Source organism: Caballeronia sp. ATUFL_M2_KS44 (assembly GCF_023630965.1).
GTDB lineage: Bacteria > Pseudomonadota > Gammaproteobacteria > Burkholderiales > Burkholderiaceae > Caballeronia > Caballeronia concitans.
The window spans coordinates 476,925-500,289 of sequence record NZ_JALQEA010000006.1; the positions used below are offsets into that span (position 1 = coordinate 476,925).

The 23,365-nt window shown below is 61.0% G+C and carries 18 protein-coding genes and 1 pseudogene; 6 read left to right on the forward strand and 13 right to left on the reverse strand.

Annotated elements, in window-relative coordinates:
- Positions 1–17 precede the first annotated feature (17 nt).
- Positions 18–3,206 (forward strand): efflux RND transporter permease subunit, encoded by a 3,189-nt coding sequence (locus NCR39_RS02255; protein ID WP_250450465.1) that lies wholly within the window; start codon positions 18–20, stop codon positions 3,204–3,206.
- A 1-nt stretch (position 3,207) separates the two neighbouring features.
- The gene (locus tag NCR39_RS02260; protein WP_250450466.1) at positions 3,208–4,674 is read left to right on the forward strand and encodes an efflux transporter outer membrane subunit; all 1,467 of its coding nucleotides are present in this window, start codon (positions 3,208–3,210) and stop codon (positions 4,672–4,674) included.
- A gap of 66 nt (positions 4,675–4,740) precedes the next feature.
- Here NCR39_RS02260 and NCR39_RS02265 read toward each other — a convergent pair whose 3' ends face one another.
- On the reverse strand, positions 4,741–6,144 hold the full coding sequence (locus NCR39_RS02265; RefSeq protein ID WP_040051681.1) for a nucleobase:cation symporter-2 family protein: 1,404 nt from the start codon (positions 6,142–6,144) through the stop codon (positions 4,741–4,743).
- A gap of 345 nt (positions 6,145–6,489) precedes the next feature.
- Between NCR39_RS02265 and NCR39_RS02270 the strand changes: the two genes are divergently transcribed.
- From NCR39_RS02270 to fghA, 4 genes are all read left to right on the forward strand, one after another.
- Positions 6,490–7,902: a xylulokinase gene (locus tag NCR39_RS02270; protein WP_250450467.1), complete on the forward strand. Its 1,413-nt coding sequence runs from the start codon at positions 6,490–6,492 to the stop codon at positions 7,900–7,902.
- A gap of 122 nt (positions 7,903–8,024) precedes the next feature.
- Positions 8,025–9,239 (forward strand): AGE family epimerase/isomerase, encoded by a 1,215-nt coding sequence (locus tag NCR39_RS02275; RefSeq protein WP_250450468.1) that lies wholly within the window; start codon positions 8,025–8,027, stop codon positions 9,237–9,239.
- A gap of 34 nt (positions 9,240–9,273) precedes the next feature.
- On the forward strand, positions 9,274–10,380 hold the full coding sequence (locus NCR39_RS02280; protein ID WP_035961252.1) for an S-(hydroxymethyl)glutathione dehydrogenase/class III alcohol dehydrogenase: 1,107 nt from the start codon (positions 9,274–9,276) through the stop codon (positions 10,378–10,380).
- A gap of 15 nt (positions 10,381–10,395) precedes the next feature.
- The gene (fghA, locus tag NCR39_RS02285; RefSeq protein ID WP_250450469.1) at positions 10,396–11,238 is read left to right on the forward strand and encodes an S-formylglutathione hydrolase; all 843 of its coding nucleotides are present in this window, start codon (positions 10,396–10,398) and stop codon (positions 11,236–11,238) included.
- A gap of 61 nt (positions 11,239–11,299) precedes the next feature.
- Here the strand turns inward: fghA and NCR39_RS02290 are convergent, their stop codons facing one another.
- The 12 genes and pseudogenes from NCR39_RS02290 to NCR39_RS02345 form a co-directional block, all read right to left on the reverse strand.
- On the reverse strand, positions 11,300–12,088 hold the full coding sequence (locus NCR39_RS02290; RefSeq protein WP_250450470.1) for a metal ABC transporter permease: 789 nt from the start codon (positions 12,086–12,088) through the stop codon (positions 11,300–11,302).
- A gap of 8 nt (positions 12,089–12,096) precedes the next feature.
- The gene (locus NCR39_RS02295; RefSeq protein WP_502800151.1) at positions 12,097–12,984 is read right to left on the reverse strand and encodes a metal ABC transporter ATP-binding protein; all 888 of its coding nucleotides are present in this window, start codon (positions 12,982–12,984) and stop codon (positions 12,097–12,099) included.
- Entirely contained in the window at positions 12,981–13,886 is a 906-nt protein-coding gene (locus tag NCR39_RS02300; RefSeq protein WP_250450474.1) for a metal ABC transporter solute-binding protein, read from the reverse strand. The genes NCR39_RS02295 and NCR39_RS02300 overlap by 4 nt, the downstream gene beginning before the upstream one ends.
- Before the next feature lie 26 nt (positions 13,887–13,912).
- Positions 13,913–14,377, reverse strand: coding sequence for a Fur family transcriptional regulator (locus NCR39_RS02305; RefSeq protein WP_250450476.1), 465 nt, complete (start codon positions 14,375–14,377; stop codon positions 13,913–13,915).
- Positions 14,378–14,492: 115 nt separating this feature from the next.
- Complete coding sequence (locus tag NCR39_RS02310) at positions 14,493–14,747, reverse strand: hypothetical protein (protein ID WP_250450477.1); 255 nt, start codon at positions 14,745–14,747, stop codon at positions 14,493–14,495.
- A 197-nt stretch (positions 14,748–14,944) separates the two neighbouring features.
- On the reverse strand, positions 14,945–15,754 hold the full coding sequence (locus NCR39_RS02315; protein WP_250450479.1) for a hypothetical protein: 810 nt from the start codon (positions 15,752–15,754) through the stop codon (positions 14,945–14,947).
- A 162-nt stretch (positions 15,755–15,916) separates the two neighbouring features.
- Entirely contained in the window at positions 15,917–16,627 is a 711-nt protein-coding gene (locus tag NCR39_RS02320) for an enoyl-CoA hydratase/isomerase family protein (RefSeq protein ID WP_250450481.1), read from the reverse strand.
- Between the two features lie 230 nt (positions 16,628–16,857).
- Complete coding sequence (locus tag NCR39_RS02325) at positions 16,858–17,724, reverse strand: TauD/TfdA dioxygenase family protein (RefSeq protein WP_250450483.1); 867 nt, start codon at positions 17,722–17,724, stop codon at positions 16,858–16,860.
- An 85-nt stretch (positions 17,725–17,809) separates the two neighbouring features.
- Positions 17,810–19,003: a bifunctional glutamate N-acetyltransferase/amino-acid acetyltransferase ArgJ gene (gene argJ / locus NCR39_RS02330; RefSeq protein ID WP_250450485.1), complete on the reverse strand. Its 1,194-nt coding sequence runs from the start codon at positions 19,001–19,003 to the stop codon at positions 17,810–17,812.
- Entirely contained in the window at positions 19,000–19,884 is an 885-nt protein-coding gene (locus NCR39_RS02335; protein ID WP_350029647.1) for an enoyl-CoA hydratase/isomerase family protein, read from the reverse strand. The genes argJ and NCR39_RS02335 overlap by 4 nt, the downstream gene beginning before the upstream one ends.
- The gene (locus NCR39_RS02340) at positions 19,799–21,295 is read right to left on the reverse strand and encodes an asparagine synthase C-terminal domain-containing protein (protein ID WP_250450489.1); all 1,497 of its coding nucleotides are present in this window, start codon (positions 21,293–21,295) and stop codon (positions 19,799–19,801) included. The genes NCR39_RS02335 and NCR39_RS02340 overlap by 86 nt, the downstream gene beginning before the upstream one ends.
- Positions 21,296–22,043: 748 nt before the next feature.
- Positions 22,044–23,211 (reverse strand): annotated as a pseudogene (locus NCR39_RS02345) (transposase); the annotation flags it as partial.
- Positions 23,212–23,365: the final 154 nt, after the last annotated feature.

Consider the following 23,365-nt stretch of genomic DNA (forward strand, 5'->3'; position numbering starts at 1 on the left):
GGACGGAGGCACGCTCAATGGCCAAATTTTTCATCGATCGCCCGATCTTCGCGTGGGTGATCGCCATCATCCTGATGCTCGCGGGCCTCGCGTCGGTATCGACGTTGCCGGTCGCGCAATATCCGACCGTCGCGCCGCCGTCCGTCCAGATCACCGCGATGTTCCCCGGCGCGTCCGCGCAAACGGTCGAAAACACCGTCACTCAGGTGATCGAGCAGCAGATGAGCGGGCTCGACCACTTGATGTATCTGTCGTCGAGTTCGGACGATTCGGGCACCGCGACCGTCACGCTGACGTTCGCGGCGGGCACGAATCCCGACATCGCGCAGGTTCAGGTGCAGAACAAGCTGCAGCTCGCCACGCCCAGCCTGCCGCAAGTGGTGCAGCAGCTCGGCCTGAGCGTGTCGAAGGCGAGCAACAGCTTCCTCGTCGTGCTCGCGTTCGTGTCCGAAGACGGCAGCATGAACCGCAACGACCTCGCGAACTACGTGGCGTCGCACGTGCAGGAACAGATCAGCCGTCTCGACGGCGTCGGCACGGTCAACCTGTTCGGCACGCAGTACGCCATGCGCATCTGGCTCGATCCGAACAAGCTGATGAAGTACGGCCTCATGCCCGGCGACGTGCAGCAGGCCTTGCAAGCGCAGAACGTGCAGGTCGCGGGCGGCCAGCTCGGCGGCACGCCCGCGACGCCCGGCCAGGCGATGCAGGCCACCATCACCGAAGCGACGCTCCTGCGCACGCCCCAGCAGTTCGGCGACGTGCTCCTGAAGGTCGACGCGGACGGTTCGCAGGTGCGCGTGAAGGACGTCGCGCGCGTGGAGCTGGGCGGCGAGAACTACAACTTCGAGACGCATTACAACGGGCATCCGGCCGCGGGCTTCGGCGTGAGTCTCGCGACCGGCGCGAATGCGCTCGCCACGGCCGAGCGCGTGCGCAAGAAGATCGACGAGTTGTCGAAGTACTTCCCGCACGGGCTCGTCGTGAAGTATCCGTACGACACCACGCCGTTCGTGCGCCAGTCCATTTCGGACGTGATCAAGACCTTGTGCGAAGCGATCGTGCTCGTGTTCCTCGTGATGTATCTGTTCCTGCAGAACATCCGCGCGACGCTGATCCCGACCATCGCCGTGCCGGTCGTGCTGCTCGGCACGTTCTCGATCATGTCCGCGCTCGGCTTCTCGATCAACACGCTGTCGATGTTCGGCATCGTGCTCGCCATCGGTTTGCTCGTGGACGATGCGATCGTCGTCGTGGAAAACGTCGAGCGCGTGATGAGCGAAGAAGGCCTGCCGCCGCGCGAAGCCACGCGCAAGGCGATGAGCCAGATCACCGGCGCGCTGATCGGCGTGGCGCTCGTGCTGTCGGCGGTGTTCGTGCCGGTGGCGTTCTCGGGCGGATCGGTCGGCGTGATCTATCGCCAGTTCTCGCTCACCATCGTTTCCGCGATGGTCCTCTCCGTCTTCACCGCGATGGTCCTCACGCCCGCCATGTGCGCGACCATCCTGAAGCCGCTGCCGAAGGGCCACGCGCAGAAGTCGACCGGCTTCTTCGGCTGGTTCAATCGCACGTTCGACAAGAGCCGCGACACGTACCACACGGGCGTGACGCACGTCATCCGCCGCTCGGGACGCTGGCTCGTCATTTATCTCGCGATCATCGCGGTGGTCGGGCTGCTGTTCACGAAGCTGCCGAAGGCGTTTCTGCCCGACGAAGATCAGGGCACGATGTTCATCCTCGTCGCCGGTCCGGCCGGATCGACGCAGGAAACCACGCAGCGCGCGCTCGACGATGTCGCCGCCTACTTGCTGAAGCAGGAGAGCGCGGTCGTCGAGTCCGTGTTCACGGTGAACGGCTTCAGCTTCGCGGGACGCGGGCAGAACTCGGGCCTCGTGTTCGTGCGCCTGAAGGACTACGCGCAGCGTCAGCGCGCGGACGCGAAGGTGCAGGCGCTCGTGGGCCGCACGTTCGGGCGCTTCGCGGGTTATCGCAACGCGATGGTCTTCCCGGTGAATCCGCCGTCCATTCCCGAACTCGGCACGGCGGCGGGCTTCGACTTCGAATTGCAGGATCGCGCGGGCCTCGGTCACGACGCGCTGATGGCCGCGCGCAACCAGTTGCTCGGCATGGCGGCGAGCGATCCGTCGCTTGCGCAGGTGCGTCCGAACGGCCTCAACGACACGCCGCAGTTCAAGGTGAACATCGACCGGGAAAAGGCGCTGGCGCTGGGTGTGCCGGCATCCGCGATCGATCAGACCTTCTCGGCGGCGTGGGCGTCGATGTACGTGAACAACTTCCTCGATACCGACAACCGCATCAAGAAGGTCTACCTGCAAGGCGACGCGCCGTTCCGCATGTCGCCCGAGAACATCGACGGCTGGTTCGTGCGCAATGCGTCGGGCGGCATGGTGCCGTTCTCCGCGTTCGCGACGGGCGAGTGGCGCAACGGCTCGCCGAAGCTGGAACGCTACAACGGCATGTCGTCGATCGAAATTCAGGGCGCGGCGGCTCCCGGCAAATCCACCGGCCAGGCGATGCAGGCCATCGAAGCGCTGGCCGCGAAGCTACCGGCGGGCATCGGGTATGAATGGACGGGCTTGTCGCTTCAGCAACTCCAGTCCGGCTCGCAAGCGCCGGTTCTCTACGGCATCTCGATCCTCGTCGTGTTCCTGTGTCTCGCGGCGCTCTACGAGAGCTGGTCGATTCCGTTCTCCGTGATCATGGTCGTGCCGCTCGGCGTGATCGGCGCGTTGCTCGCCGTGACCTTGCGCGGACTCGAAAACGACGTGTTCTTCCAGGTCGGCTTGCTGACGACGGTCGGCTTGTCGGCGAAGAACGCCATTCTGATCGTCGAGTTCGCGCGCGAGTTGCAGCTCGGACACGGCATGGGACCGGTCGCGGCTGCGCTCGAAGCGGCGCGCCTGCGTCTGCGTCCGATTCTGATGACGTCGCTCGCATTCATTCTCGGCACGTTGCCGCTCGCGATCAGCAACGGCGCGGGATCGGCGAGCCAGCATGCGATCGGGACGGGCGTGATCGGCGGGATGCTCTCCGCGACCTTCTTCGCCATCTTCATGGTGCCGATGTTCTTCGTCGTGGTCCGCGCGCGCTTCGGCGGCGACAAGGAAGACACGGAAGCCGCGATCGCGGATTACGAGCGGCAGCGTTCCGGCGCGCGCGACGGCTCAGGCAAGCAGAGACATTGACATGCTCAAGACTTCTTTGATCGCGGCTGCGGTCGCGGTTCTGGCCACAGGCTGCACATTGGAACCGGCGTACGAGCGGCCCGCCGCGCCGGTATCGGCGAGTTTTCCGGCAGGCGGCGTGTATGCGGCGCAGCCGAACGTGGCGCCGAGCGCGCGCAGCGCGGAAGGCGTGGCGGCGGCGGATATCGGCTGGCGCGCGTTTTTCGTCGATGCGCGGCTGCAGCGGCTCATCGATATCGCGTTGAAAAACAATCGCGATTTGCGCGTGTCGGTGCTGAACATTCAGGCGGCGCAGGCGCAGTATCGGATCGTGCGTTCGGAGCTGTTTCCGGCGATCTCGGCACAAGCGGATCAGTCGAAGCAGCGCACGCCGCGAGGCTTGTCGTTCTTCGACAAGACGATTTCGAACACGTATTCCGTGGGGCTGAATGCGTCGTGGGAAATCGACTTGTTCGGGCGCGTGCAGAGTCTCAAGGATCAGGCGCTCGCGCAGTATTTTTCGACGGCGTACGCGCGTAAAGCGTTCGAGATTTCGCTGATATCGCAAGTGGCGTCGCAGTATCTGCAAGTGCTTCAGGCCGATGATCTGTTGCGCGTCACCGAAAGCACGCTCAGGACGGCGCGCGCGTCGTACGACATCGTCAAGCTGCAGTTCGACAACGGCGCGGCTTCCGAACTCGACTTGAGTCAATCGCAGACGGTGGTCGAGAACGCCAGCGCGAGCTATCAGGCGCAGCAGCGTGCGCGGGCGCAGGCGGTCAATGCGCTCGTGCTGTTGCTCGGCGAGCCGATGCCCGGCGATCTGCCCGCCGGCATGCCGCTGAACGACCAGCACTTCCTCACCGATATCCCGGCGGGCTTGCCGTCCGATCTGCTGACGCGTCGCCCGGACATCATGGAAGCCGAGCAGAACCTGCTCGCCGCGAACGCGAATATCGGCGCGGCGCGGGCGGCGTTCTTCCCGCGCATTTCGCTGACGGGCAGCTTCGGCACGCTGAGTCCGACGCTCGGCGGTCTCTTCAAGGCGGGTTCGGCTGCATGGAGCTTCGCGCCGACGATCACGCTGCCGATCTTCGAAGGCGGCGAGAATCAGGCGAATCTCGATCTCGCGAACGTCCAGAAGAACATCCGGATCGCGCAGTACGAGAAGGCGATTCAGTCGGCTTTCCGCGATGTCGCCGATGGTCTCGCCGCGCGCGGCACCTACGATCAGCAAATTCAGGCGCTCGAACGCGACACGGCCGCGCAGCAACGTCGGCTGGATTTGTCGACGATGCGTTACCGGCAAGGCGTCGACAGCTATCTGGGCGTGCTGACCGCGCAGCAGGACTTGTACGCCGCGCAGCAGTCGCTGATCGTCGCGCGCACACAGCGGCTCGCGAATCTGGTGACGCTGTATCAGGCGCTCGGCGGCGGATGGATCGAGCGCACCGGCGATTCTCCGCGCGCGGCCGACGCGGCATCCTGACGTCAAGAAAAAAGCGCCGCGGCTCACACCGCGGCGCTCAAGGCAAGCACACCCGCCAACACTTCCTTATTGCGCTTCCGACGCCCGCGCGGTGCCGTCGAACTCATGTCCGGCCTGGCGGATGTCGCATCGCGCCTCGCGCTCCTTGCGCACGCCGTTGAACACGATGTTCAGCAGCACCGCCGACACCGACGCCAGCAGAATGCCGCTGTGAAGAATCGGTTCGAGCGCGTGCGGCAGTTGCGAGAAGAACTTCGGCGCGACCACCGGCACGAGCCCGAGTCCCACGCTCACCGCGACGATGAACAGGTTGTGGTGATTCTTCGCGAAGTCCACCTTCGACAGCACCTTGATGCCGTTCGCCGCGACCATCCCGAACATCACGATGCCCGCGCCGCCCAGCACGAACGGCGGCACCGACGCGACCACCTGCGCCATCTTCGGAAAGAGGCCGAGCAGCACGAGAATCACGCCGCCCGTCGCGCAGACGAAGCGGCTCTTCACGCCCGTCACGCCGATCAAGCCGACGTTCTGCGAAAACGACGTATGCGGGAACGAGTTGAACACGCCGCCGATCAGCGTGCCGAGACCGTCGACGCGCAGGCCGCGCACGAGCGCTTTCTGATCGACCGGACGCTCGACGAGATCGCCGACCGCGAGGAACATGCCCGTCGATTCGATGAACGTCACGAACATGACGATGACCATCGTCGCGACGGAGAGCGCATCGAAGTGCGGCAGGCCGAAGTGGAACGGCATCACGATGCCGACCCACGGCGCATGCGCGACGCCGTCCATGCTGACGCGGCCGAGCATCGCGGCAATGACGAAGCCCGCGACGATGCCGAGCAGCACCGAGATATTCGCGATGAAGCCGCGCGCGAACTTGTTGATGAGCAGAATGAGCGACAGCACGACGAGCGACAGCAGCAGATAAACCGGATTGCCGTAGTCCGGATTGCCGACGCCGCCCGCCGCCCAGTTGATGCCCACGCCCATCAGCGAGAGGCCGATCACCGCGATCACCGTGCCGACCACGACCGGCGGGAAGAAGCGCAGCAGCTTGCCGATCATCGGCGCGAGAAAGATGCCGATCACGCCCGCCGCGATGGTCGCGCCGAAGACATCGAGAATGCCGAGCGACGGATTCGTGCCGATGGCGACCATCGGTCCGACGGCGGCGAACGTGCAGCCCATGATCACGGGCAGGCGAATGCCGAAGATCCACAGGCCGAGCGTCTGGATGAGCGTCGCGACGCCGCATGAAAACAGATCGGCGCTGATGAGGAACGCGACCTGATCCTTGGTGAGATGCATCGCCGCGCCGAGAATCAGCGGCACCGCGACGGCGCCCGCGTACATCACGAGGACGTGCTGGATGCCCAGCGTCAGAAGTTGGCCGGTGGGCAGCCGCTCGTCGCACGGATGAACCTTTGCATGCGCGTTCGCGCTGCTCGTACTCGATGCCATGTCTCTCTCCTTGAAAAGCCTTTCCACTTGAATGGCCTCCAAGGTAAGTGCGTCAAAAAGCCCTAACAAGACCACGCGACGCTATACGACGCGTTCGCATGCCGATATGAAAAACCCGCGCGGCATGCGGCAAGATGGCGTCGAAGCCTTTGCAGCAAGGGGTTTGACGCACGCACGGCGATTCATGTCGTGTGAAGAAAGGCCGCGTCATTGCGGGCATCGTTATGATGTTCATCACGCGGACCGTATAGTCCATTTTTCGCCTGTTGCGCGCGACGGCGGGGTTAACCCGCGAATCGAGCGTTTTCCCTGACGCGTTTTCACACGACACGGAGAAGTCATTTCATGCGTTTTCTTGGCATCGATCTCGGCACCGGTTCGATCAAGCTCGCCATCGTCGATGAAGCCGCGCGCGAGGTCGCATCGTCGAGCGCGGCGTATGCGGTGACGAGCGCGCATCCCGGCTGGGCCGAAACGTCCGCCGATGCGTGGCACGCCGCGCTCGTCGATGCCGCCGCGCGTTTGCCGTCGGGCGAACGGCAAGCGGTGAGCGCGATCGGTTTTTCTGGGCAGATGCACGGCGTGGTTCCGACCGCCGCCGATGGCCGCGCGTTGCGTCCCGCGATGCTCTGGCCCGACACGCGCGCGCGCGCCTTGCTCGATGCATGGCCCGAGCCGCAGCCGAATCCGGTCGCGCCGGGCATGGCCGGACCGCTCTTGCGCTGGCTCTCGATGAACGAACGCGCGGTGGCCGCCGAAATGCGATGGGCGTTGCAGCCGAAGGACTGGCTGCGCGTGCGTCTGGGCGGCGCGTTCGTCACCGATTCATCCGATGCCTGCGCGACGGCGCTCGCGCATCCTTCGGGCGCGTGGGACGACGCGCTCATCGACAGGCTCGGCTTGCCGCGCGATTGGTTCGCGCCGGTCGCGGCATCGCATGGAGAAGGCGGCGCGTTGTCGGCGCAGGCGGCTGCGGAACTCGGCTTGCGCGCGGGCGTTCCGATGGCCGCCGGCGCGGGCGATACGCCTTGCGCCGCGCTCGGCAGCGGCCTGCACGCGGACGGCGACGCGCTGCTCACCACAGGCAGCGGCGGCCAGATCGTCGTGATGTGCGAAGACGCGCCGCCGTCCGTGCGCGGCCTGCATGCGTATCGCGCGGCGACGGACACGTGGTATCGCATGGCCGCGATGCAGAACGTCGGCGTGGCGCTCGAAGCGGTGCGCGGCTGGCTCGGCTATGCGACGTGGCCCGCCGCCTACGACGACGCCTTCGCCGCCGGCGCGAGCGCCTCCGTCACCTTCCTGCCGTACTTGAGCGGCGAACGCTCGCCGTGGATGAACCCGGCGGCGCGCGGCGGATGGCTCGGACTCGGCCTCGACGACACGCGCGGCTCGATGATGCGCGCCGCGTTCGAAGGCGTGGCATTCGCATTGCGTGCGGGTCTCGACGCGATCCGGACGAGCGGCACGCCGTTGACCGCGATGCGACTCGCGGGCGGCGGATCGATCGATGCGCGCTGGCGTCAATTGCTCGCCGATGCGCTCGATGTCGAGCTGAACGCCGTCGATTGCCCGAACGCGGCGGCGCGCGGCGCGGCGATGCTCGGCGGCATCGCGGCGGGGCATTGGCGGACGAGCGAACTCGCATCGCTCGCGCCGGCTGCGACGCGCGTGGCCGCACCGCGAGGCGACGCCGCGCTCCAACGAAGGCACGCGCGTTTCATCGACCTGTACGGACGCGTCGAAGGCTGGTTCTGACGCCGCGCGCGATAGCCCTTACACTTTGGGCTCCGCAGCACGTCCTTCATGTTTCGTCACGTTCGTCACGTCCATCGCGCACGGCATCGTCCGGCGCATCACAACAACATCGACATTCCGCTATGTCCGCTTCCGCCCCGACGCAACCCGACTTCCGCTCGCGCCAGTTCCTGCTGGACCACGCGCTGCGCACGATGATCTTCTATCACCCGCACTGCATGGACCCCGCAGGCGGCTTCTATCACTTCTACAAGAACGACGGCACGATCTACGACCGCAAGTCGCGCCATCTCGTGTCGAGCACGCGCTTCGTGTTCAACTATGCGATGGCCTACAAGCACTACGGTCTCGACGAGTATCGCGGCGGCGTGCGGCATGGCATCGATTATTTGCGGGAGGTTCATCGCAATCCGCAGACGGGCGGCTATGCGTGGACGCTCGAAGGCCGCGACGTGACGGATGCGACCAACCATTGCTACGGCCTCGCGTTCGTCGTGCTCGCGTATGCGAAGGCGCTCGAAGCGGGTTTCGACGAAGCGCGCGCGTATCTCGACGAAACGTGGCACGTGATGGAAACGCACTTCTGGGACGCGGCGCACGGCCTTTACAAGGACGAAGCGAGCGCGGACTGGAACGTCTCCGACTATCGCGGGCAGAACGCGAACATGCACGCGTGCGAAGCGTTTCTCGCCGCGTTCGAAGCGACCGGCGAAGCGCGGTATCTCGACCGCGCCGCGCTCCTAGCCGACAACATGGTGAACCGTCAGGCGTCGCTCGCGGGCGGCCTCGTGTGGGAGCACTACAAGCCGGACTGGTCCATCGACTGGGACTACAACAAGGGCGATCGCAGCAACATCTTCAGGCCGTGGGGCTTTCAGCCGGGGCATCAGACCGAATGGGCCAAGCTGCTGCTGATTCTCGACCGGCATCGGCCGGACGCGTGGCATCTGCAACGCGCGCGCGAACTGTTCGACCGCGCGCTGGAATTATCGTGGGACGGCGAGCACGGCGGCATGGTCTACGGCTTCGACACGGAAGGCAAGTTCTACGACGAAGACAAGTATTTCTGGGTGCAGGCGGAATCGCTCGCGGCGGCGGCGTTGCTCGCGGATCGCATGCAGCGCGAAGGCGACACGGAAGCCGCCGCGCGCTACTGGAACGACTACGACCGCCTGTGGACCTATAGCTGGGCGCATTTCGTCGATCACAAATACGGCGCGTGGTATCGCATTCTGACGCGCGACAACCGCCAGTACAGCGACGAGAAAAGCCCCGCGGGCAAGACCGACTATCACACGATGGGCGCTTGCTACGAAGTCCTGAATATCATTCGCTGACACCATCAATCCGAAGAAACCGAGGAACTGGACGATGAAGACAAAAGCCGCAATCGCATGGAAAGCCGGTCAGCCGCTCACCATCGAGGAAGTCGATCTCGAAGGCCCGCGCGCCGGCGAAGTGCTGATCGAAGTGAAAGCGACGGGCATCTGCCACACCGACTACTACACGCTGTCGGGCGCGGACCCCGAAGGCATTTTCCCGGCGATTCTCGGCCACGAAGGCGCGGGCGTGATCGTCGATGTCGGTCCGGGCGTCGGCACGCTGAAGAAGGGCGATCACGTGATTCCGCTCTACACGCCGGAATGCCGCGAGTGCAAGTTCTGCCTGTCGCGCAAGACGAATCTCTGCCAGAAGATTCGCGCGACGCAAGGCAAGGGCCTCATGCCTGATGCGACCTCGCGCTTTTCGCTCGACGGCAAGCCGCTCTTTCACTACATGGGCACGTCGACGTTTTCGAACTACATCGTCGTGCCGGAGATCGCCGTCGCGAAGGTGCGTGAAGACGCGCCGTTCGACAAGATCTGCTACATCGGCTGCGGCGTGACGACGGGCGTCGGCGCGGTCGTGTATTCGGCGAAGGTGGAAGCGGGCGCGAATGTCGTCGTGTTCGGGCTGGGCGGCATCGGACTGAACGTGATTCAGGGCGCGAAGATGGTCGGCGCGGACAAGATCATCGGCGTCGATATCAATCCGGGCCGCGTGGAACTCGCGAAGAAGTTCGGCATGACGCACTTCATCAACCCGAACGAAGTGGAGAACGTCGTCGATCACATCGTGCAGTTGACCGATGGCGGCGCGGACTATTCGTTCGAATGCGTCGGCAATGTGAAGCTGATGCGTCAGGCGCTCGAATGCACGCACAAGGGCTGGGGGCAGTCGTTCATCATCGGCGTGGCGGCGGCGGGCGAGGAGATCAGCACGCGTCCGTTCCAGCTCGTCACGGGCCGCGAATGGAAAGGCTCGGCGTTCGGCGGCGCGCGCGGGCGCACGGATGTGCCGAAGATCGTCGACTGGTACATGGAAGGCAAGATCAATATCGACGATCTCATCACGCATCATCTGAAGCTCGACCAGATCAACGACGGCTTCGACCTGATGAAGAAGGGCGAGTCGATCCGTTCCGTCGTCATTTATTGAGCGAAGGAGAACGCCATGCTCGAACTCATCGAGGAGCATCGTTGTTTCGATGGCGTGCAGCGCATCTATCGGCATGATTCGAAGTCGATCGGCCTGCCCATGCGCTTCTCCGTCTTCCTGCCCGCGCAGGCGGCGTCGGGCAAGGTGCCGGCGCTGTTCTATCTCGCGGGCCTCACGTGCACCGAGGAGACGTTCCCGATCAAGGCGGGCGCGCAGCGTTACGCGGCGGAGCACGGCATCGCGCTGATCGCACCGGATACGAGTCCGCGCGGCGCCGATATTCCCGGCGAGAAAGACGCGTGGGACTTCGGCGTGGGCGCGGGCTTTTATGTCGATGCGACGCGCGAGCCGTGGAGCGAGCGGTATCGCATGTATTCGTACGTGACGCAGGATTTGCGCGAAGCGGTGCTGGCGGAATTGCCGGTGCGCGAAGACCGGCTCGGCATCTTCGGGCATTCGATGGGCGGGCACGGCGCGCTCGTGCTCGCGTTGCGCAATCCGGATATCTATCGGAGCGTGTCGGCGTTCGCGCCGATCGCGGCGCCGTCGATGTGTCCGTGGGGCGTCAAGGCGTTCACCGGCTATCTCGGCGACGATCGTTCGGCATGGGCTCAGTACGATGCCAGCGAACTCGTGAAGACCGCATCGCGCGTCGAAGGCGGGATTCTGATCGATCAGGGTCTGGCGGATCAGTTCCTCGCCGAGCAGCTTTATCCCGATGTGTTCGAGCGCAATGCGCGCGAAGCGGGACATGATGTGACCGTGCGCCGGCACGAAGGCTACGACCACGGGTACTTCTTTATCTCGACGTTCGTCGCGGACCATATCGCGCATCACGCGCGCGTGCTCTTGCGATAAGCGTGTGTTAAGCATGTGGCGATGCCGGCCGTGCCGCGTGCACGCGCCGGCATCGCGACGATCAATGCCCGCGCCTTCCCAGCAAACTTCCCGCATACACCACCGCCGCGAGCATCGTGATCCAGAAGCTCGTCGGCCAGTCGGTGTAATAGGCGAGCGTCAAGCCGATCCACGCCTGCGCGAGCGCGAACAGCGCCGCGAGCATCAATCCCGCCGATAAGCGCGTCGTCACGTTCTGCGCGGCGGCGGCCGGACCGACCATCAGCGCGAACACGAGCAGCACGCCGACGATCTGCGTGCATGCCGCCACCGCGAGCGCCGTGATCGCGAGAAACAGCACCGACACGAGCCGCAGCGATACGCCTTTCGCCTCGGCCAGTTCCGGCTGCAGCGACGCGAACAGCAGCGGCCGCATGATGACGCCGAGCGCGACGAGACTCACCGCCGCGAGTCCCGCGAGCAACACGAGCGTTGCGTGATTCACGCCGAGCACGTTGCCGAAGAGCAGCGCGGTGGCCTGCGTCGCGTAGGCGGTGAAGAAGTGCAGAAACAGCAGACCGAAGCCGAGCGATAGCGAAAGAATCACGCCGATGGCGACATCGCGGCCCGATAGCTTTTCGCCGAGCGCGCCCATGCCGACGCCCGCCGCGAGCGTGAAGCCGACCATTCCCCAGATCGGCGGCATGCCGAGCAGCACCGCGCCCGTCGCGCCGGTGAAGCCGACGTGCGATAGCGCGTGGCCCGCGAACGTCTGTCCGCGCATCACGAGAAAATAGCCGACGATCCCCGACAGCACCGCGACGATCCCCGACGCCGCGAATGCATTCACCATGAAGTCGTATTCGAACATTGTGCTTTCTATTTGACGTGGCTGTGGCTGTGGCCGTGACTGCGCGCATGGCCGTGATCGTGTTCATGCTCGTGTTCGTGCTCGCCGCCTTCCTCGTGCGCGTGGTCGAGCTTGTCGATCTCGACGTCGCCCGACATCACGAAGATGCGGCCGTTCACGCGCATCACGTCGATCGGCGAGCCGTAGAGACGCGAGAGCACGGGCTTCGTGATGACTTCGTCGACGGTGCCGAGCGCCGCGCGCCCGTTGCCGAGATACAGCACGCGATCGAGCGAATTCAGAAGCGGATTCAGCTCGTGCGCCGAAAACAGCACGGTGATATTGAGTTCGCGCTGTACGCGCCGCACGAGTTCGACCACGCCCGTCTGATGACGCGGATCGAGGCTGATGAGCGGTTCGTCCAGCAGCAACAGACGCGGATTGCCGAGCAGACATTGCGCGAGCAGAAGCCGCTGACGCTCGCCGCCCGATAGCTCCGAGAGCGGCCGCGCCGCCAGTTGCCGCGCGCCGACGAGATCGAGCACGCGTTCGACGTCCGCGCGAATTCGGGCATTGCGATGCGGCAAGCCCCAGCGATGCCCGTCCGCCGCCATCGCGACGAAATCGCGGCCCAGCACGCGCCGGCCCGCGAGTCCGCTGCGAATCTGCGGCATATAGCCGATGGATGCGTTGCCGCGCACCACCGCTTCGCCGTTCACGCGGATCGCGCCGGACGCGACGGGCACGAGGCCGAGCAGCGCGCGCATCAGCGTGGTCTTGCCCGCGCCGTTCGGCCCGAGCACGCCGATGAATTCGCCCGTGTTCACGGTGAAGCTCGCATCGTTCAGGATCGCGCGGCCGCCGAGTTCCAGCGTCACGCGATCGACTTCGAGCGCGGGTTGCGGCGCGTGCGTCATCGTTGCCATCCTTGCAGTGCGCCCGCGAGCGCGTCGAGTTGCGACTGCATCCATTGCTGATACGTCTTGCCGGCGGGCAGCGTCTCCGTCACGCTGATGCTCGGCACATGCGAATCCTTCGCGACATCGAGCAGACGCCGCGTGAGCGCGCCCGTCGCCTGGCTGTTGTATATGAGCACGTGAACGCGGCGTTCGCGCAAGTCTTTCTCGAAGGCAGCGATGTCGGCGGGGCTCGGCTCCGTCTCGTTCATCTGCGCGGTCTGGAAGCGCGTGTTGCGCATCTCGAAACCGATGGCGTCGGCCATATAGCCGAACACCGGCTCCGTCGCGGTCACGGGCACGCCCTTGTAATGCGATTTCATCACCGCGATGCGCGCGTCGATGGGCTTCAGCGCCTGAAGGAACGTGGCGAGGCGCGCATCGTAATCGCTCTTGTGCGCCGGGTCCGCGCTCGACAAATAAGCGCTCACCGCTTTCGCGACGGCGGGCATCGTCGGCGGGTCGTACCAGAGATGCGGATTGTCGCCGGGCTTCTTGCCCGTCAGTTGCGCCGCGACGATCACGGTGCGCTTGCCGTCGCTCTTCGTCGCGCCGAGGAGCTTGTCCATCCACGGATCGTAGTTGGCGCCGTTATAGACGACGAGCGCCGCGTGCTGAAGCGCGCGCGCGGTCTTCGGGCTGGCTTCGAACAGATGCGGGTCTTCGTCCGGATTGTTGAGGATGCTCGTCACCGTCACGCGATCGCCGCCGAGCTGGCGGATCACATCGCCATAAAAATTCTCCGCCGCGACGACGGGCACGCGCGTGGCTTGCGCCGAAGTCTGCGCCGATGTTTGCGCGAGGGCAGGCTGGCAAAAGGCGAACGCAGCGGCGATGCACGTCAGGACATGCGCGAGTTTCATGGTTTTCCTTATGTCGATGCGAGATCTCATGCGCCGTGTTCCCCGCGATGCTTGAACTGGCAATCGCTGCACAGCCCGCTCAGTTCGACGACCTGATGGCGCAACTGAAAGCCGTGCGCGGGCGGGCTCGCGGAGAGCGACGACGCGAGTTCGCGGCCCTGGATTTCGAGCGTCGCGCCGCATTCGTCGCAGATGAGGAACTGGCTTTCGTGCGGCTTGCCGGCGTCGCAGCACGCGACGAACGCGTTCTTCGATTCGATGCGATGCACGAGCCCGTTTTCGACGAGGAAATCGAGCGCGCGATAAACGGTGGTCGGCGGCACGCGCGCGCCGCGCTTGGGTTCCATGGCGTCGATGAGGTCGTACGCGCCGATGGGCTTGTGCGCCTTCAGCACGAGTTCGTAGACGTGCCGGCGCAGCGGCGTGAGGGCGAGGCCGCGCTCGTCGGCGAGCGCCTCGGCACGGGAAAGCATGATTTCGACGGATGGCATGTCGTCGCCGCCGCGAGTGCGCGGCGTCCTTCGATATGATGGTTTCGCGATGATATAACGTATCAACGGAAGTTGCATCAGCGAAATTCGCTTGAGAAGCGCGTGGGTATCGGCGTCAGCGTTTGAACAAATAGCCCGCGCGGGCGTCCTGCATGATCGCGAAGATCAAAGGATCGTTCGTCACGCGGATGCGACCGGTGTGCGTAAGTTTCCCCTCGATCATCGTGGCGCCTGACACGAACTGACAGTCGTCATAGCAAGCGAGCGTTCCACTGCTTGTACCGTCCTGGTAGCGAACAACAGGCTGATTGCCCTGACGAACTTTCAGAAGCCACACTAGGACACGCGATTCGGAATCGGCGCCGTCCACCGGAACCTTGGCGTACTCGAACGCATCGCCTCGCCTATCGACATAGTTGTGGTGAGCTTGATACGCAGGCCGATCAACTAGCTGCGCAGAATGGCTCGGCTCTGAAGCGAACGGGCCCGGAGTCGCGAGTAAGGGAATCGTCGCAAGGCAGAGCGGCACTCTTGCTGCGGACAAGCGACGACGAAAAGCACGCATTGTCAACGCAGCGGGTTGGCGCCAGCGGCCGAAGCAGCAGTCCCCGCGAGACTCGTCGCGTCCAGGTCGATGTGCTCTGCCTTGAAGAACGCTTCCTTGGTTGGCCATTTGGCCTCACCGTTCGGTAATCCGAATATGAGATCGCCGTCGCCTGGTGCATCATATTTATCGGGCGCGGCCATGAAGCGCTTCTTGCGCCACGCCAACGCGACGAGCGTTCTCTTCCCGGCACGCGACGTCTTGAACACGCGTATCCATGCCGGATGGTCACCGAGCGCCGTCGCGTCTGTCGTGTCATCGTCCTCGGTAGAAACGGCTCGCGCCCAACCGACTACGATGACTTCTACTGCCTTTCCAGTTCGATCGAGCCGTTCCTGCCGCTGCACCTGTTTGCCAAGCAACTGGAACCGTGCAGAGGGCACGTGCGAGCCGGCTCGAAAATATTCCGCGATAACCCAGTCGCCGCCCGAAGAAACGATGGGAACGTCGCGCCGACGGTCGTAGCGGTAAAGATCGGTCAGGCGCGTCAACACGGATTTCGGCACGCGGGCACCGGGAAATGCATAACGCGCGGGCTTGAAGTCGCCCGTTTCGGATCGGATCGAGTTCGACGGATTCATATCGAGCGGTAATGCCTGAGGCTGAAGAGCGATTGAAACGAGTTGCCCATTCGATACCTTGGCGAAGTAGGAAGGATGAGCGGATTGAATCGTCTCGACGTTGCGCGTCGTCCCTGAAAAGGCAGAAGCGCTTACTACGATCGACGAGAGGGCATATACGATTGAGATCAGCGGCGCTTTTTTGCAGTGCATGAGAAGTTCCCTTGTGCACGTAGATTAACCAATTTTCTACCTGCGCCTGATTAACAAGCCCTTACTTACGATATGCTCCTACGATCAGGAAAAGAGCCAACGAACCGGTACTTAGTTAGGCGCCGAGATTGAGCCCTTCGAGCAACGCATGCGAACTGGCAGTCACTGTGCCGATTGAGCAGTTCCGAAACCTTTGCCGGTTACGAACAGCTGCTTGTGCATCGTCCGGGCGGCAGGAAGGCACGAGATCAGTTCCATCTCCATATTTCGAGCGATGACGCGTTTCGTATGCGCAAAGGCTCCTGCTGAATAGGTAGCGAGGCGTTGCGCCCAGTGCAGTGCAAGGGGCATAAGTTCCTGCTCACGAACCGCAGAGTTAATCAAGTTATATTCCAGTGCGGTTATCGCTCCGACCTCTCTGCAACCATATACCATCTCCGTAGCGATGCCATAAGAGACGAACTGACGCAAAATGGTCGCGCCGACGGCGCAACCAACGCCTTGTGTTAGTTCTGGTTCGGCGAAATGAGCTCCGTAGGCAGCCACGCGTACATCGCAGAGCAATGCGAGCTGCAAGCCCTGCCCTCTCGCCTGACCTTTTATAGCCGCAACAACCGGTTTTGGGCAGTGAAGCAGGGCCAAATAAAGCTCGACAATACTGTCCAGCCATACGTCAACGTCGGCTTCACTCCGAATCCGAGCTATCTCCGTAGCGTCGCCTCCTCCGCAAAAGGCCGCTCCAGAGGGACCTAAGACAACCAACGCTGAGATCGCTGGATCGTGTCCAGCTGCGCGAATTGCAGTGACTGCCTTTTGCCGTGCCTGCATGTCCAAGTAATTGCTTGCGGTAGCACCATCGAGAGTCAGTTGCATGACTGTCGAATACGGTACTCCAATTGACATTAGATTGTTCATCAAACTGACGCCTCCCACTGCCATCTTCAGATAATCCGCGTTAGCTCAGCAAGCGCACATCGATTTGATACGATTGCGGTAAAGGCGCATGACTGAGTATGCTTGGATAGGATAGTGAACGCAGCGTTTCATATGGGTGAAACGCTGCGAGCGGCTACACGATCAACATCGACATGAACCTCAGTCGATCAGCCAAGTCCGACATCGCGGATTGGTCCGCTACTTGCGGTATCGGCTGTTTGGCCCCGCCACAAAATCCGCTCGATCGCGGGATCGTTGAACTCTTCGCGCTCGTGGATGGTACGCCTGTTGTCCACAATGAGAAGGTCACCTTCGCGCCAGTAGTGCGTGTAGGTGTAGCGCGGATTCTTGAAGAAGGCGGATAATTCCGAGAAGAACTTCTTAGTTTCATATGGGGTGAACCCGACGATGCGCGGTTCCCAACTGGGGCGTTGACCATCATCGAATGGAAAATAAAGGAGCATTTTTCGCACCCATCCGAGATCCGTGAAGACCGGCACCTTGAACCAGCCCTCGGGAGAAACGTCAACGTAATATCCGCGCTCGGTGACGCGGACTTCAAACGTTTCGGTCTCAAGTACTTCGCGAAGATGATTTGGCATTTCCGCGCAAGCGAGCACGTGATCAGTGACCAAAGTACCGCCCCGATATTTCATGTTCTTAATGCGAGCCCCGTAGAGAAAGACCAGATCTACCTGACTTAGTAGCAGGCCGCCATCCGCGTGGTAAGGAAGTTGGCCACGCCCAGTGACGATTTTTTTCTGGTCGCCATCAAGCTCGAGAGTGTCGCGATAACCATAGCCTACCTTCTCACGTTCGTTCACGTAAGCGACTACGTTACCGTAGGATGAATACAGCTTTAGGAAATCCTCTTTCGTGAAGTCAAGGCCACGGATAACGGCGAACCCTTTAAGCTTCAGAATGTCTTTTATTTCAGCAGGGGCGGCCCCCATGAAGGCGTCGCGGTACATCATCGTTCCGAATCCAGAGGGCAACAGCGATTCTGTTTCGTACAGTCGTACTCGTGTATCCAATTCGTGCTCCTTACTAAATGAAGGCGTTGAAGAAAACCTCAATAAGAGGATCGGGGGGGGCTACGACGACAATCGAACAATCATGCTAGGTGGTGTAATGGCTGTTCAACTCAACATATCCAGGAGAAAGATCGCAACCTATCACCTCGGCACGTCCGGCCGCGACGCAAAGGTCAACCGCGATCTCCAGGTTGGACGAGCGACGCATCGCATCCTCAAGGAGGTGCACGCATTTTTCGTCGATCTCGGGATAGACTTTGATGCCGCAAATGGAGATTCGGACGCGTTCGGGCTCAATGCGGTAGCGCCTATCGCACTTTCCGATCGCCATTGCGACTCTGCCCCAGTTGGGATCGTGGCCATGGATGGCTGTCTTCACGAGCGGAGAATTTGCGATCGACTTTGCGACAGCCTTGGCGACTACGTCGGATTCCGCGTGGTCGACGATGACCTGGAAAACCTTTGTTACGCCTTCACCATCGCTCATGACCAGAGTCGCAAGGTGCGACGCCACGTCGAGAAGCGCATCGGCGAAGGCTTGCCGGTCTACCGCGCCCGCCAGACCGTTCGCAAAAATCACACAGCTATCGCTGGTGGATGTATCCGAGTCGACCGTAATGCAGTTAAAAGTCTTATCGACCACCGAGAGGAGCATGGACTGTAACTGCGATTGTTCGATTCGTGCGTCAGTGAAGAAATAGACGAGAAGAGTGGCCATGTCGGGCTCGATCATACCGACGCCTTTCGCTATCCCAATAAGGACGCTATCACCCACGCGGATGCTTACAGCTTTGGATTTCGTATCGGTAGTCTTTATCGCTTCGGCGACGGACCGAAAGTTCGCTGGACTGTCCATCCATTCTTTCCCGCAGGGAAGCGCTCGTAAGATCCGCTCTACGGGCAGCCGCCGGCCGATAACACCAGTCGCAGCGGTTTGCACTTCGGAAGGTGAAATGCCGAGTTGGTCCGACAATCGGTTGATCAGCACGTCGACATCCGCCGCGCCCGGGCGTCCCGTTGCCACATTGGCATTTTTCGAAATGACCAAAAGTGCACGCGCCGCGCCGTTGGCTAGTTGTTTGCGAGATGCCAAGACCGCCGGACTCGCGAAGTGATTGCGCGTGTAGACGCCCGCCACTGCGCATGGCACATCGGAATACGCCACCGCCACATCGCGCGAGTCATCTTTGATTCCTGCTGATGCAACAAACGTTCTAAAGCCTTTTGGCATGGCTGACTCGTCAACGAGCGGAAGGGAGGTGAAATTCTGAACCTTCATCGTGCGTGTCCGATTGGATCCGATTCCTTCAGCACGCGGGCGAAATGACCGTGTGGACTACGCGTGGAGAAAGCCTCCTTATGCACCCGTTTGGAGGCGTCGGCTGACTTCAGCAATACATCGCGCATGCTTTCGACGATCGTCCGTTTAGTGGCCCGGTATGGCGCCGTTGGGTAAGTAGCCAAGTCCTCAGCACGTTCAATTGCGTCGGTCATTAATCGCCCCGGTGCCGACAAGCGATTTGCGATGCCATAGGCTACAGCTTTTTCTGCGGGAATCGATTCGCAAGCGAGGACAATCTCTTGCATGACAGTGTAACCAACCGCGTGTCGCAGAATCGCGGCACCCACTGAGCAGCCGATTCCATGTCGCAACTCCGGCATGCGAAACTCCGCTGATGTTGCGGCTTGCCGCCAGTCGAACATCAAAGCGAACTGAAATCCCATGCCTATAGCGTACCCGTCGATCGCCGCTACAGTAGGCTTATCGACTAATAGAACGCTTGTGTAAAGATCGATGATTCTATCAATCCAGCGATCAACTTCCTTTCCGCCTTTCATCATTTTGACTTCATTGAAATCGCCGCCGGCGCTAAACGAACGATCAGCTCCGCCGCTCAATACGATAGCGGTCACTGAGGAATCGCTGTTAGCTCGCGCGAGCGCTACCTTTATGCTTTCCTCTAACTCCTCGCTGAAGGGGTTCATTCGGCTTGCATGATTTAGCGTGAGGACGCGAACACTTCTGATATCCGTTTCTACAACTAGCGACATAAATTTCCTCTTGGTTCCTGTTTCAGACATTATCTCCAGCGTCGGGCGCGTCTTCGGCAGACATGTATGCCCGAAACTTCGCGTATGTGTATCTTGTTTTCGCGGCATAATCGCCGGGTGCAACGCCGATGTGTGATGCGAAGATGCTGTTGACGGACGAGCCTTCGTGAATGCCAATCTTACGCCGCCAGACGATCTCTTCTGGAAGCAGCGCATTCTCAGCTGCGCATTCGCGAAGCATTACCTTCACCTCGTCCACAGAAACTTTCATTTCGGGTGCGAGGCTTAGAGCGAATCCCATGAGACGCGGAGTCCAAAATGGATGATGCACTTCGAAACCGTAGCGATTCGCACCAAATTGCGAGAACTCGCCAGTCCAACGGGTCCGGTAGATCTGCCTCCACAATTCGGCATTCGCATCGTTTGGTGCGCTGCCTGGCCGTAGCACCCCGCCAAAAAGAAGGTCTGATCCATATCCGGTCACGATTCGGCCACCGGTGCCCTCAAGTGAACGATAGAGGCATAAAAGGCTCGCCTGAATTTCAGCCGATAGCCCGTCGAAAATTTCATTGTAGAAAATCGCTTCGTGCGCGCCCTGCAGAATCGCATCGTCGCCGAAAGTCAAATCGTGATGGGCCGTCCTCACGTGGTGCGCGACGGTTTGCGCAAATTCGAATTCATTGCTCACCTCTGTTCCAATAGCGAAGGTCTTAATGTCCGCGCGGCATTGTGCCGCGAGGGCGGTCACCAAACTTGAATCTAAGCCACCAGAGAGCGGAATTGAAATCGAGTCCTTAACGTCGGCGACGTTCCTGATCGAAGCCGATAACAGCGAGTAGGTCGCGAGGCGGGCTTGTTCACGTTTGATTCGCTGCGGGATCGCCAACCTGAATGTCACGTATTGCGAGCAATTGACCACCGAGTGACCACGGCCATCGAATGAAAACGAGCAGATTGATCCTGGGCGAATACGTTCCGCGTTGCTGATTGGAAGAAAACTATCGGGGCGGTTGTCGTGCGCTACCACATCTTCTTCGAGCATGAACTTGAACTCACCGGGCCCACACAGGCCAATGTTTTTCAGTTCCGAGCTAATCCACAGACAGCGACCGCGAACCGTATGTACGGGTTGCAAGCCCAGCGCATCCGTAACGACCGTGAGCTTGCCACGGGGTCCGAAAGTTAGAACGGTGAACGGTCCTTCGACGAGGGAAAGCACTGCGTCGCCAAAGGCTTCACGGAGAATAACCAGAATGTGAACGCTGCTTGCGGACAAGGCTTCGGCGGTCGCCAAGGTCGCGAGAGAACGCAATTCTTCTATGTTCGTTGGCGCACCAATTAAGACGTGCGTCCGACTGTTCTCGACATGCAGGATTTCCGTGATCCTGGTACGGCCCCATGACTTCAGCCAAAGCTGCCAGCCCGACAGCTCGAGTATCTCTCCCCGACTTTGCAAGGGGGCTAATGAAGCAGTGAGTGGGCGCGCTGCATTAGGCGTGGCAACGAAGGAAAATGTCATGTCGATTCCTGCAGTTTCTATGGCTGGTTTAGATGTATTAGGGAAATGCTCTTGGATTTTCTTTCGCGGTGCCTGCCTAAGCGCTTCCTGCTATCTGAAATAGGTGCTATATCAATGCCGTGACTTGTCAGTCATTTATCGGCCCTGAGTTTCTTCACTGGCGCGACGGAGCACGCAATGCTCCATTCGGTGAGCGAAGAACTTGGCGGTTGTTTTCCTAAACCGTCGCAGGGACGCATTATTGTTGAAAAATTAAAGCATAGTTTTAGGTCTGTTTTGCTGTTTTTGAATGAAAACTTTTGTGTCGACTAGCACTAGTGATTTTAATGTGAGGCGTCTTATTTTTAAGATTGATATGAAAGAGCGGAAGCTGCGATCACATAAGTTAAAGTTAGTCTTGCGTGCGATAAATAACTGCGTATAGTTTTGCGGAAAATAGCACTGTTCAAGTGCTGGATGGATCGATATCAATGCTGTTAATTTGAAAGATGGCACTTGCAGTCGATGCGGCGTGGTTGAGAAATAAGAGCCTCCCGTAAATAGGCTCGTAGCTGGAGTAATAGTGTTTCGTCTGAGATTGAGCAGCGAATGGGCCGTGATAGCAGTCGTATATTTCCGTTTAAGACGCGGCGAAAAGGGGGAACTAGCCGGATCGGGACTTGCCTTTTCCGTTTGAAACTGGCTAGTCGAGCCTGGATGATCCTTTTGCGCGCGTGCCGTTTCCCTCAGGAGGAAGGGGCGCTGCAAGTGAACCTTTGAGTAAAGCGTTAAGAACAAAGCTGCCTTTGAGCCAATTTCATCGTGCTTGCCATCCGCCTTCGAGTGGCCAATGGCCGCCTCGACGGCGCTGCGCTTTCGGGTGCTGGCTCGTGGACCGCGCGTGATACCGCACCGCGAATCCGGGCGATGATCTTCACGCCGTCGGTAGTCACTCGGTGTAGCCGCGATCAGCGATGGCGACCGCCGACCTCAGATCGCTTGAGATCGCCGCCTGCTCTAAGGCCGCGGCCAGCGTGTGGCCGTCGTAGAGATTTTCCGGCATCGAACGAACGCCGACGACGAGGCCTTCTTCTTTATGGATCGTCGTGATCGACACTTTCAAGCCCAACTCGTAAGAAGGAGCGTGGAGCGCGTCCACTTCGTTCTTAGGCTTTTGCTACAGAATGTGTCTTGCTACCAATCAAGTCTTGCAACGGCTTTGGCTGCTTTCGCTGACCGAGGCGAATTGGCGTTCGACGTCACGCATCACGCAGCCCGCCCGCGAGCGCAACGTGCGTAGCGCCTTCTTCGCGTGCTTGTAGTGCTCGGCATGTGCGGAACGGCTGTTTGAGCTCACTGACTGTGGTGTTACGCGATTGTGGTTCTGCCGTAATTTCACAACATGACGGGCCGCAGCCTTCACGAGATGTTCACGACACCGCTCGAAAGACGCGAATCGGTTGGGTTGGCCAACGCTTTTTTCCAACATCGTCGTGATTGACGATTACCTGCTTCGGGCTCAAGACTTCGATTACGCCCGCGCGCTTGGCTGCCTCGATCTTTTCGGTCAACAATTCTTCGACCCCGGCTTCGCCCATGCGCTTCCTCCAACGCGTAAGGCTCGACGGGTCGATCGACGGCTCCGTTCGCAGATACGTCTCGCCCGCGAAGACCTGCGAATATTGGTTATCTACCCATTGCCACACGACCTCTTCATCGGAGAGACCAAACGCATGTTGGATATAGGACGGATCGGCCATCAATCGTGATGAAATGGCTGGGCGTCCTCTTCTCCAAACGAAGCTCCCACTCATCAAACGACTAAACCGTCCCGGTCGATCAGATAAGCCGAGCCGACCCAACGGATGCTTCATGTTGATCTGTTCACGCAGTAAATGCCGGGAAGAAATTCCGGTCATCGGCGTCTTCGGAGCCACCGCACCGCGTCTTTGACGTTCAATGTGGCACGCCGCGGCGGGATTGCAGTCCACATAGCGGGTCGCGCTTGCCTGGTCGCGAATCTTTCCGTCCCGGCGCGGTCGCTCTATGGCAAATTAGTCCTTCACCACCTTCGACGATGTAGCCAAAGGC

Bases quoted from the DNA above. Each gene is read 5' to 3' on its own strand.
- NCR39_RS02255 (WP_250450465.1), top strand. From the start codon at position 18: ATGGCCAAATTTTTCATCGATCGCCCGATCTTCGCGTGGGTGATCGCC.
- NCR39_RS02260 (WP_250450466.1), top strand. From the start codon at position 3,208: ATGCTCAAGACTTCTTTGATCGCGGCTGCGGTCGCGGTTCTGGCCACA.
- NCR39_RS02265 (WP_040051681.1), bottom strand. From the start codon at position 6,144: ATGGCATCGAGTACGAGCAGCGCGAACGCGCATGCAAAGGTTCATCCG.
- NCR39_RS02270 (WP_250450467.1), top strand. From the start codon at position 6,490: ATGCGTTTTCTTGGCATCGATCTCGGCACCGGTTCGATCAAGCTCGCC.
- NCR39_RS02275 (WP_250450468.1), top strand. From the start codon at position 8,025: ATGTCCGCTTCCGCCCCGACGCAACCCGACTTCCGCTCGCGCCAGTTC.
- NCR39_RS02280 (WP_035961252.1), top strand. From the start codon at position 9,274: ATGAAGACAAAAGCCGCAATCGCATGGAAAGCCGGTCAGCCGCTCACC.
- fghA (WP_250450469.1), top strand. From the start codon at position 10,396: ATGCTCGAACTCATCGAGGAGCATCGTTGTTTCGATGGCGTGCAGCGC.
- NCR39_RS02290 (WP_250450470.1), bottom strand. From the start codon at position 12,088: ATGTTCGAATACGACTTCATGGTGAATGCATTCGCGGCGTCGGGGATC.
- NCR39_RS02295 (WP_502800151.1), bottom strand. From the start codon at position 12,984: ATGACGCACGCGCCGCAACCCGCGCTCGAAGTCGATCGCGTGACGCTG.
- NCR39_RS02300 (WP_250450474.1), bottom strand. From the start codon at position 13,886: ATGAAACTCGCGCATGTCCTGACGTGCATCGCCGCTGCGTTCGCCTTT.
- NCR39_RS02305 (WP_250450476.1), bottom strand. From the start codon at position 14,377: ATGCCATCCGTCGAAATCATGCTTTCCCGTGCCGAGGCGCTCGCCGAC.
- NCR39_RS02315 (WP_250450479.1), bottom strand. From the start codon at position 15,754: ATGCACTGCAAAAAAGCGCCGCTGATCTCAATCGTATATGCCCTCTCG.
- NCR39_RS02320 (WP_250450481.1), bottom strand. From the start codon at position 16,627: ATGCAACTGACTCTCGATGGTGCTACCGCAAGCAATTACTTGGACATG.
- argJ (WP_250450485.1), bottom strand. From the start codon at position 19,003: ATGAAGGTTCAGAATTTCACCTCCCTTCCGCTCGTTGACGAGTCAGCC.
- NCR39_RS02335 (WP_350029647.1), bottom strand. From the start codon at position 19,884: ATGCCGCGAAAACAAGATACACATACGCGAAGTTTCGGGCATACATGT.
- NCR39_RS02340 (WP_250450489.1), bottom strand. From the start codon at position 21,295: ATGACATTTTCCTTCGTTGCCACGCCTAATGCAGCGCGCCCACTCACT.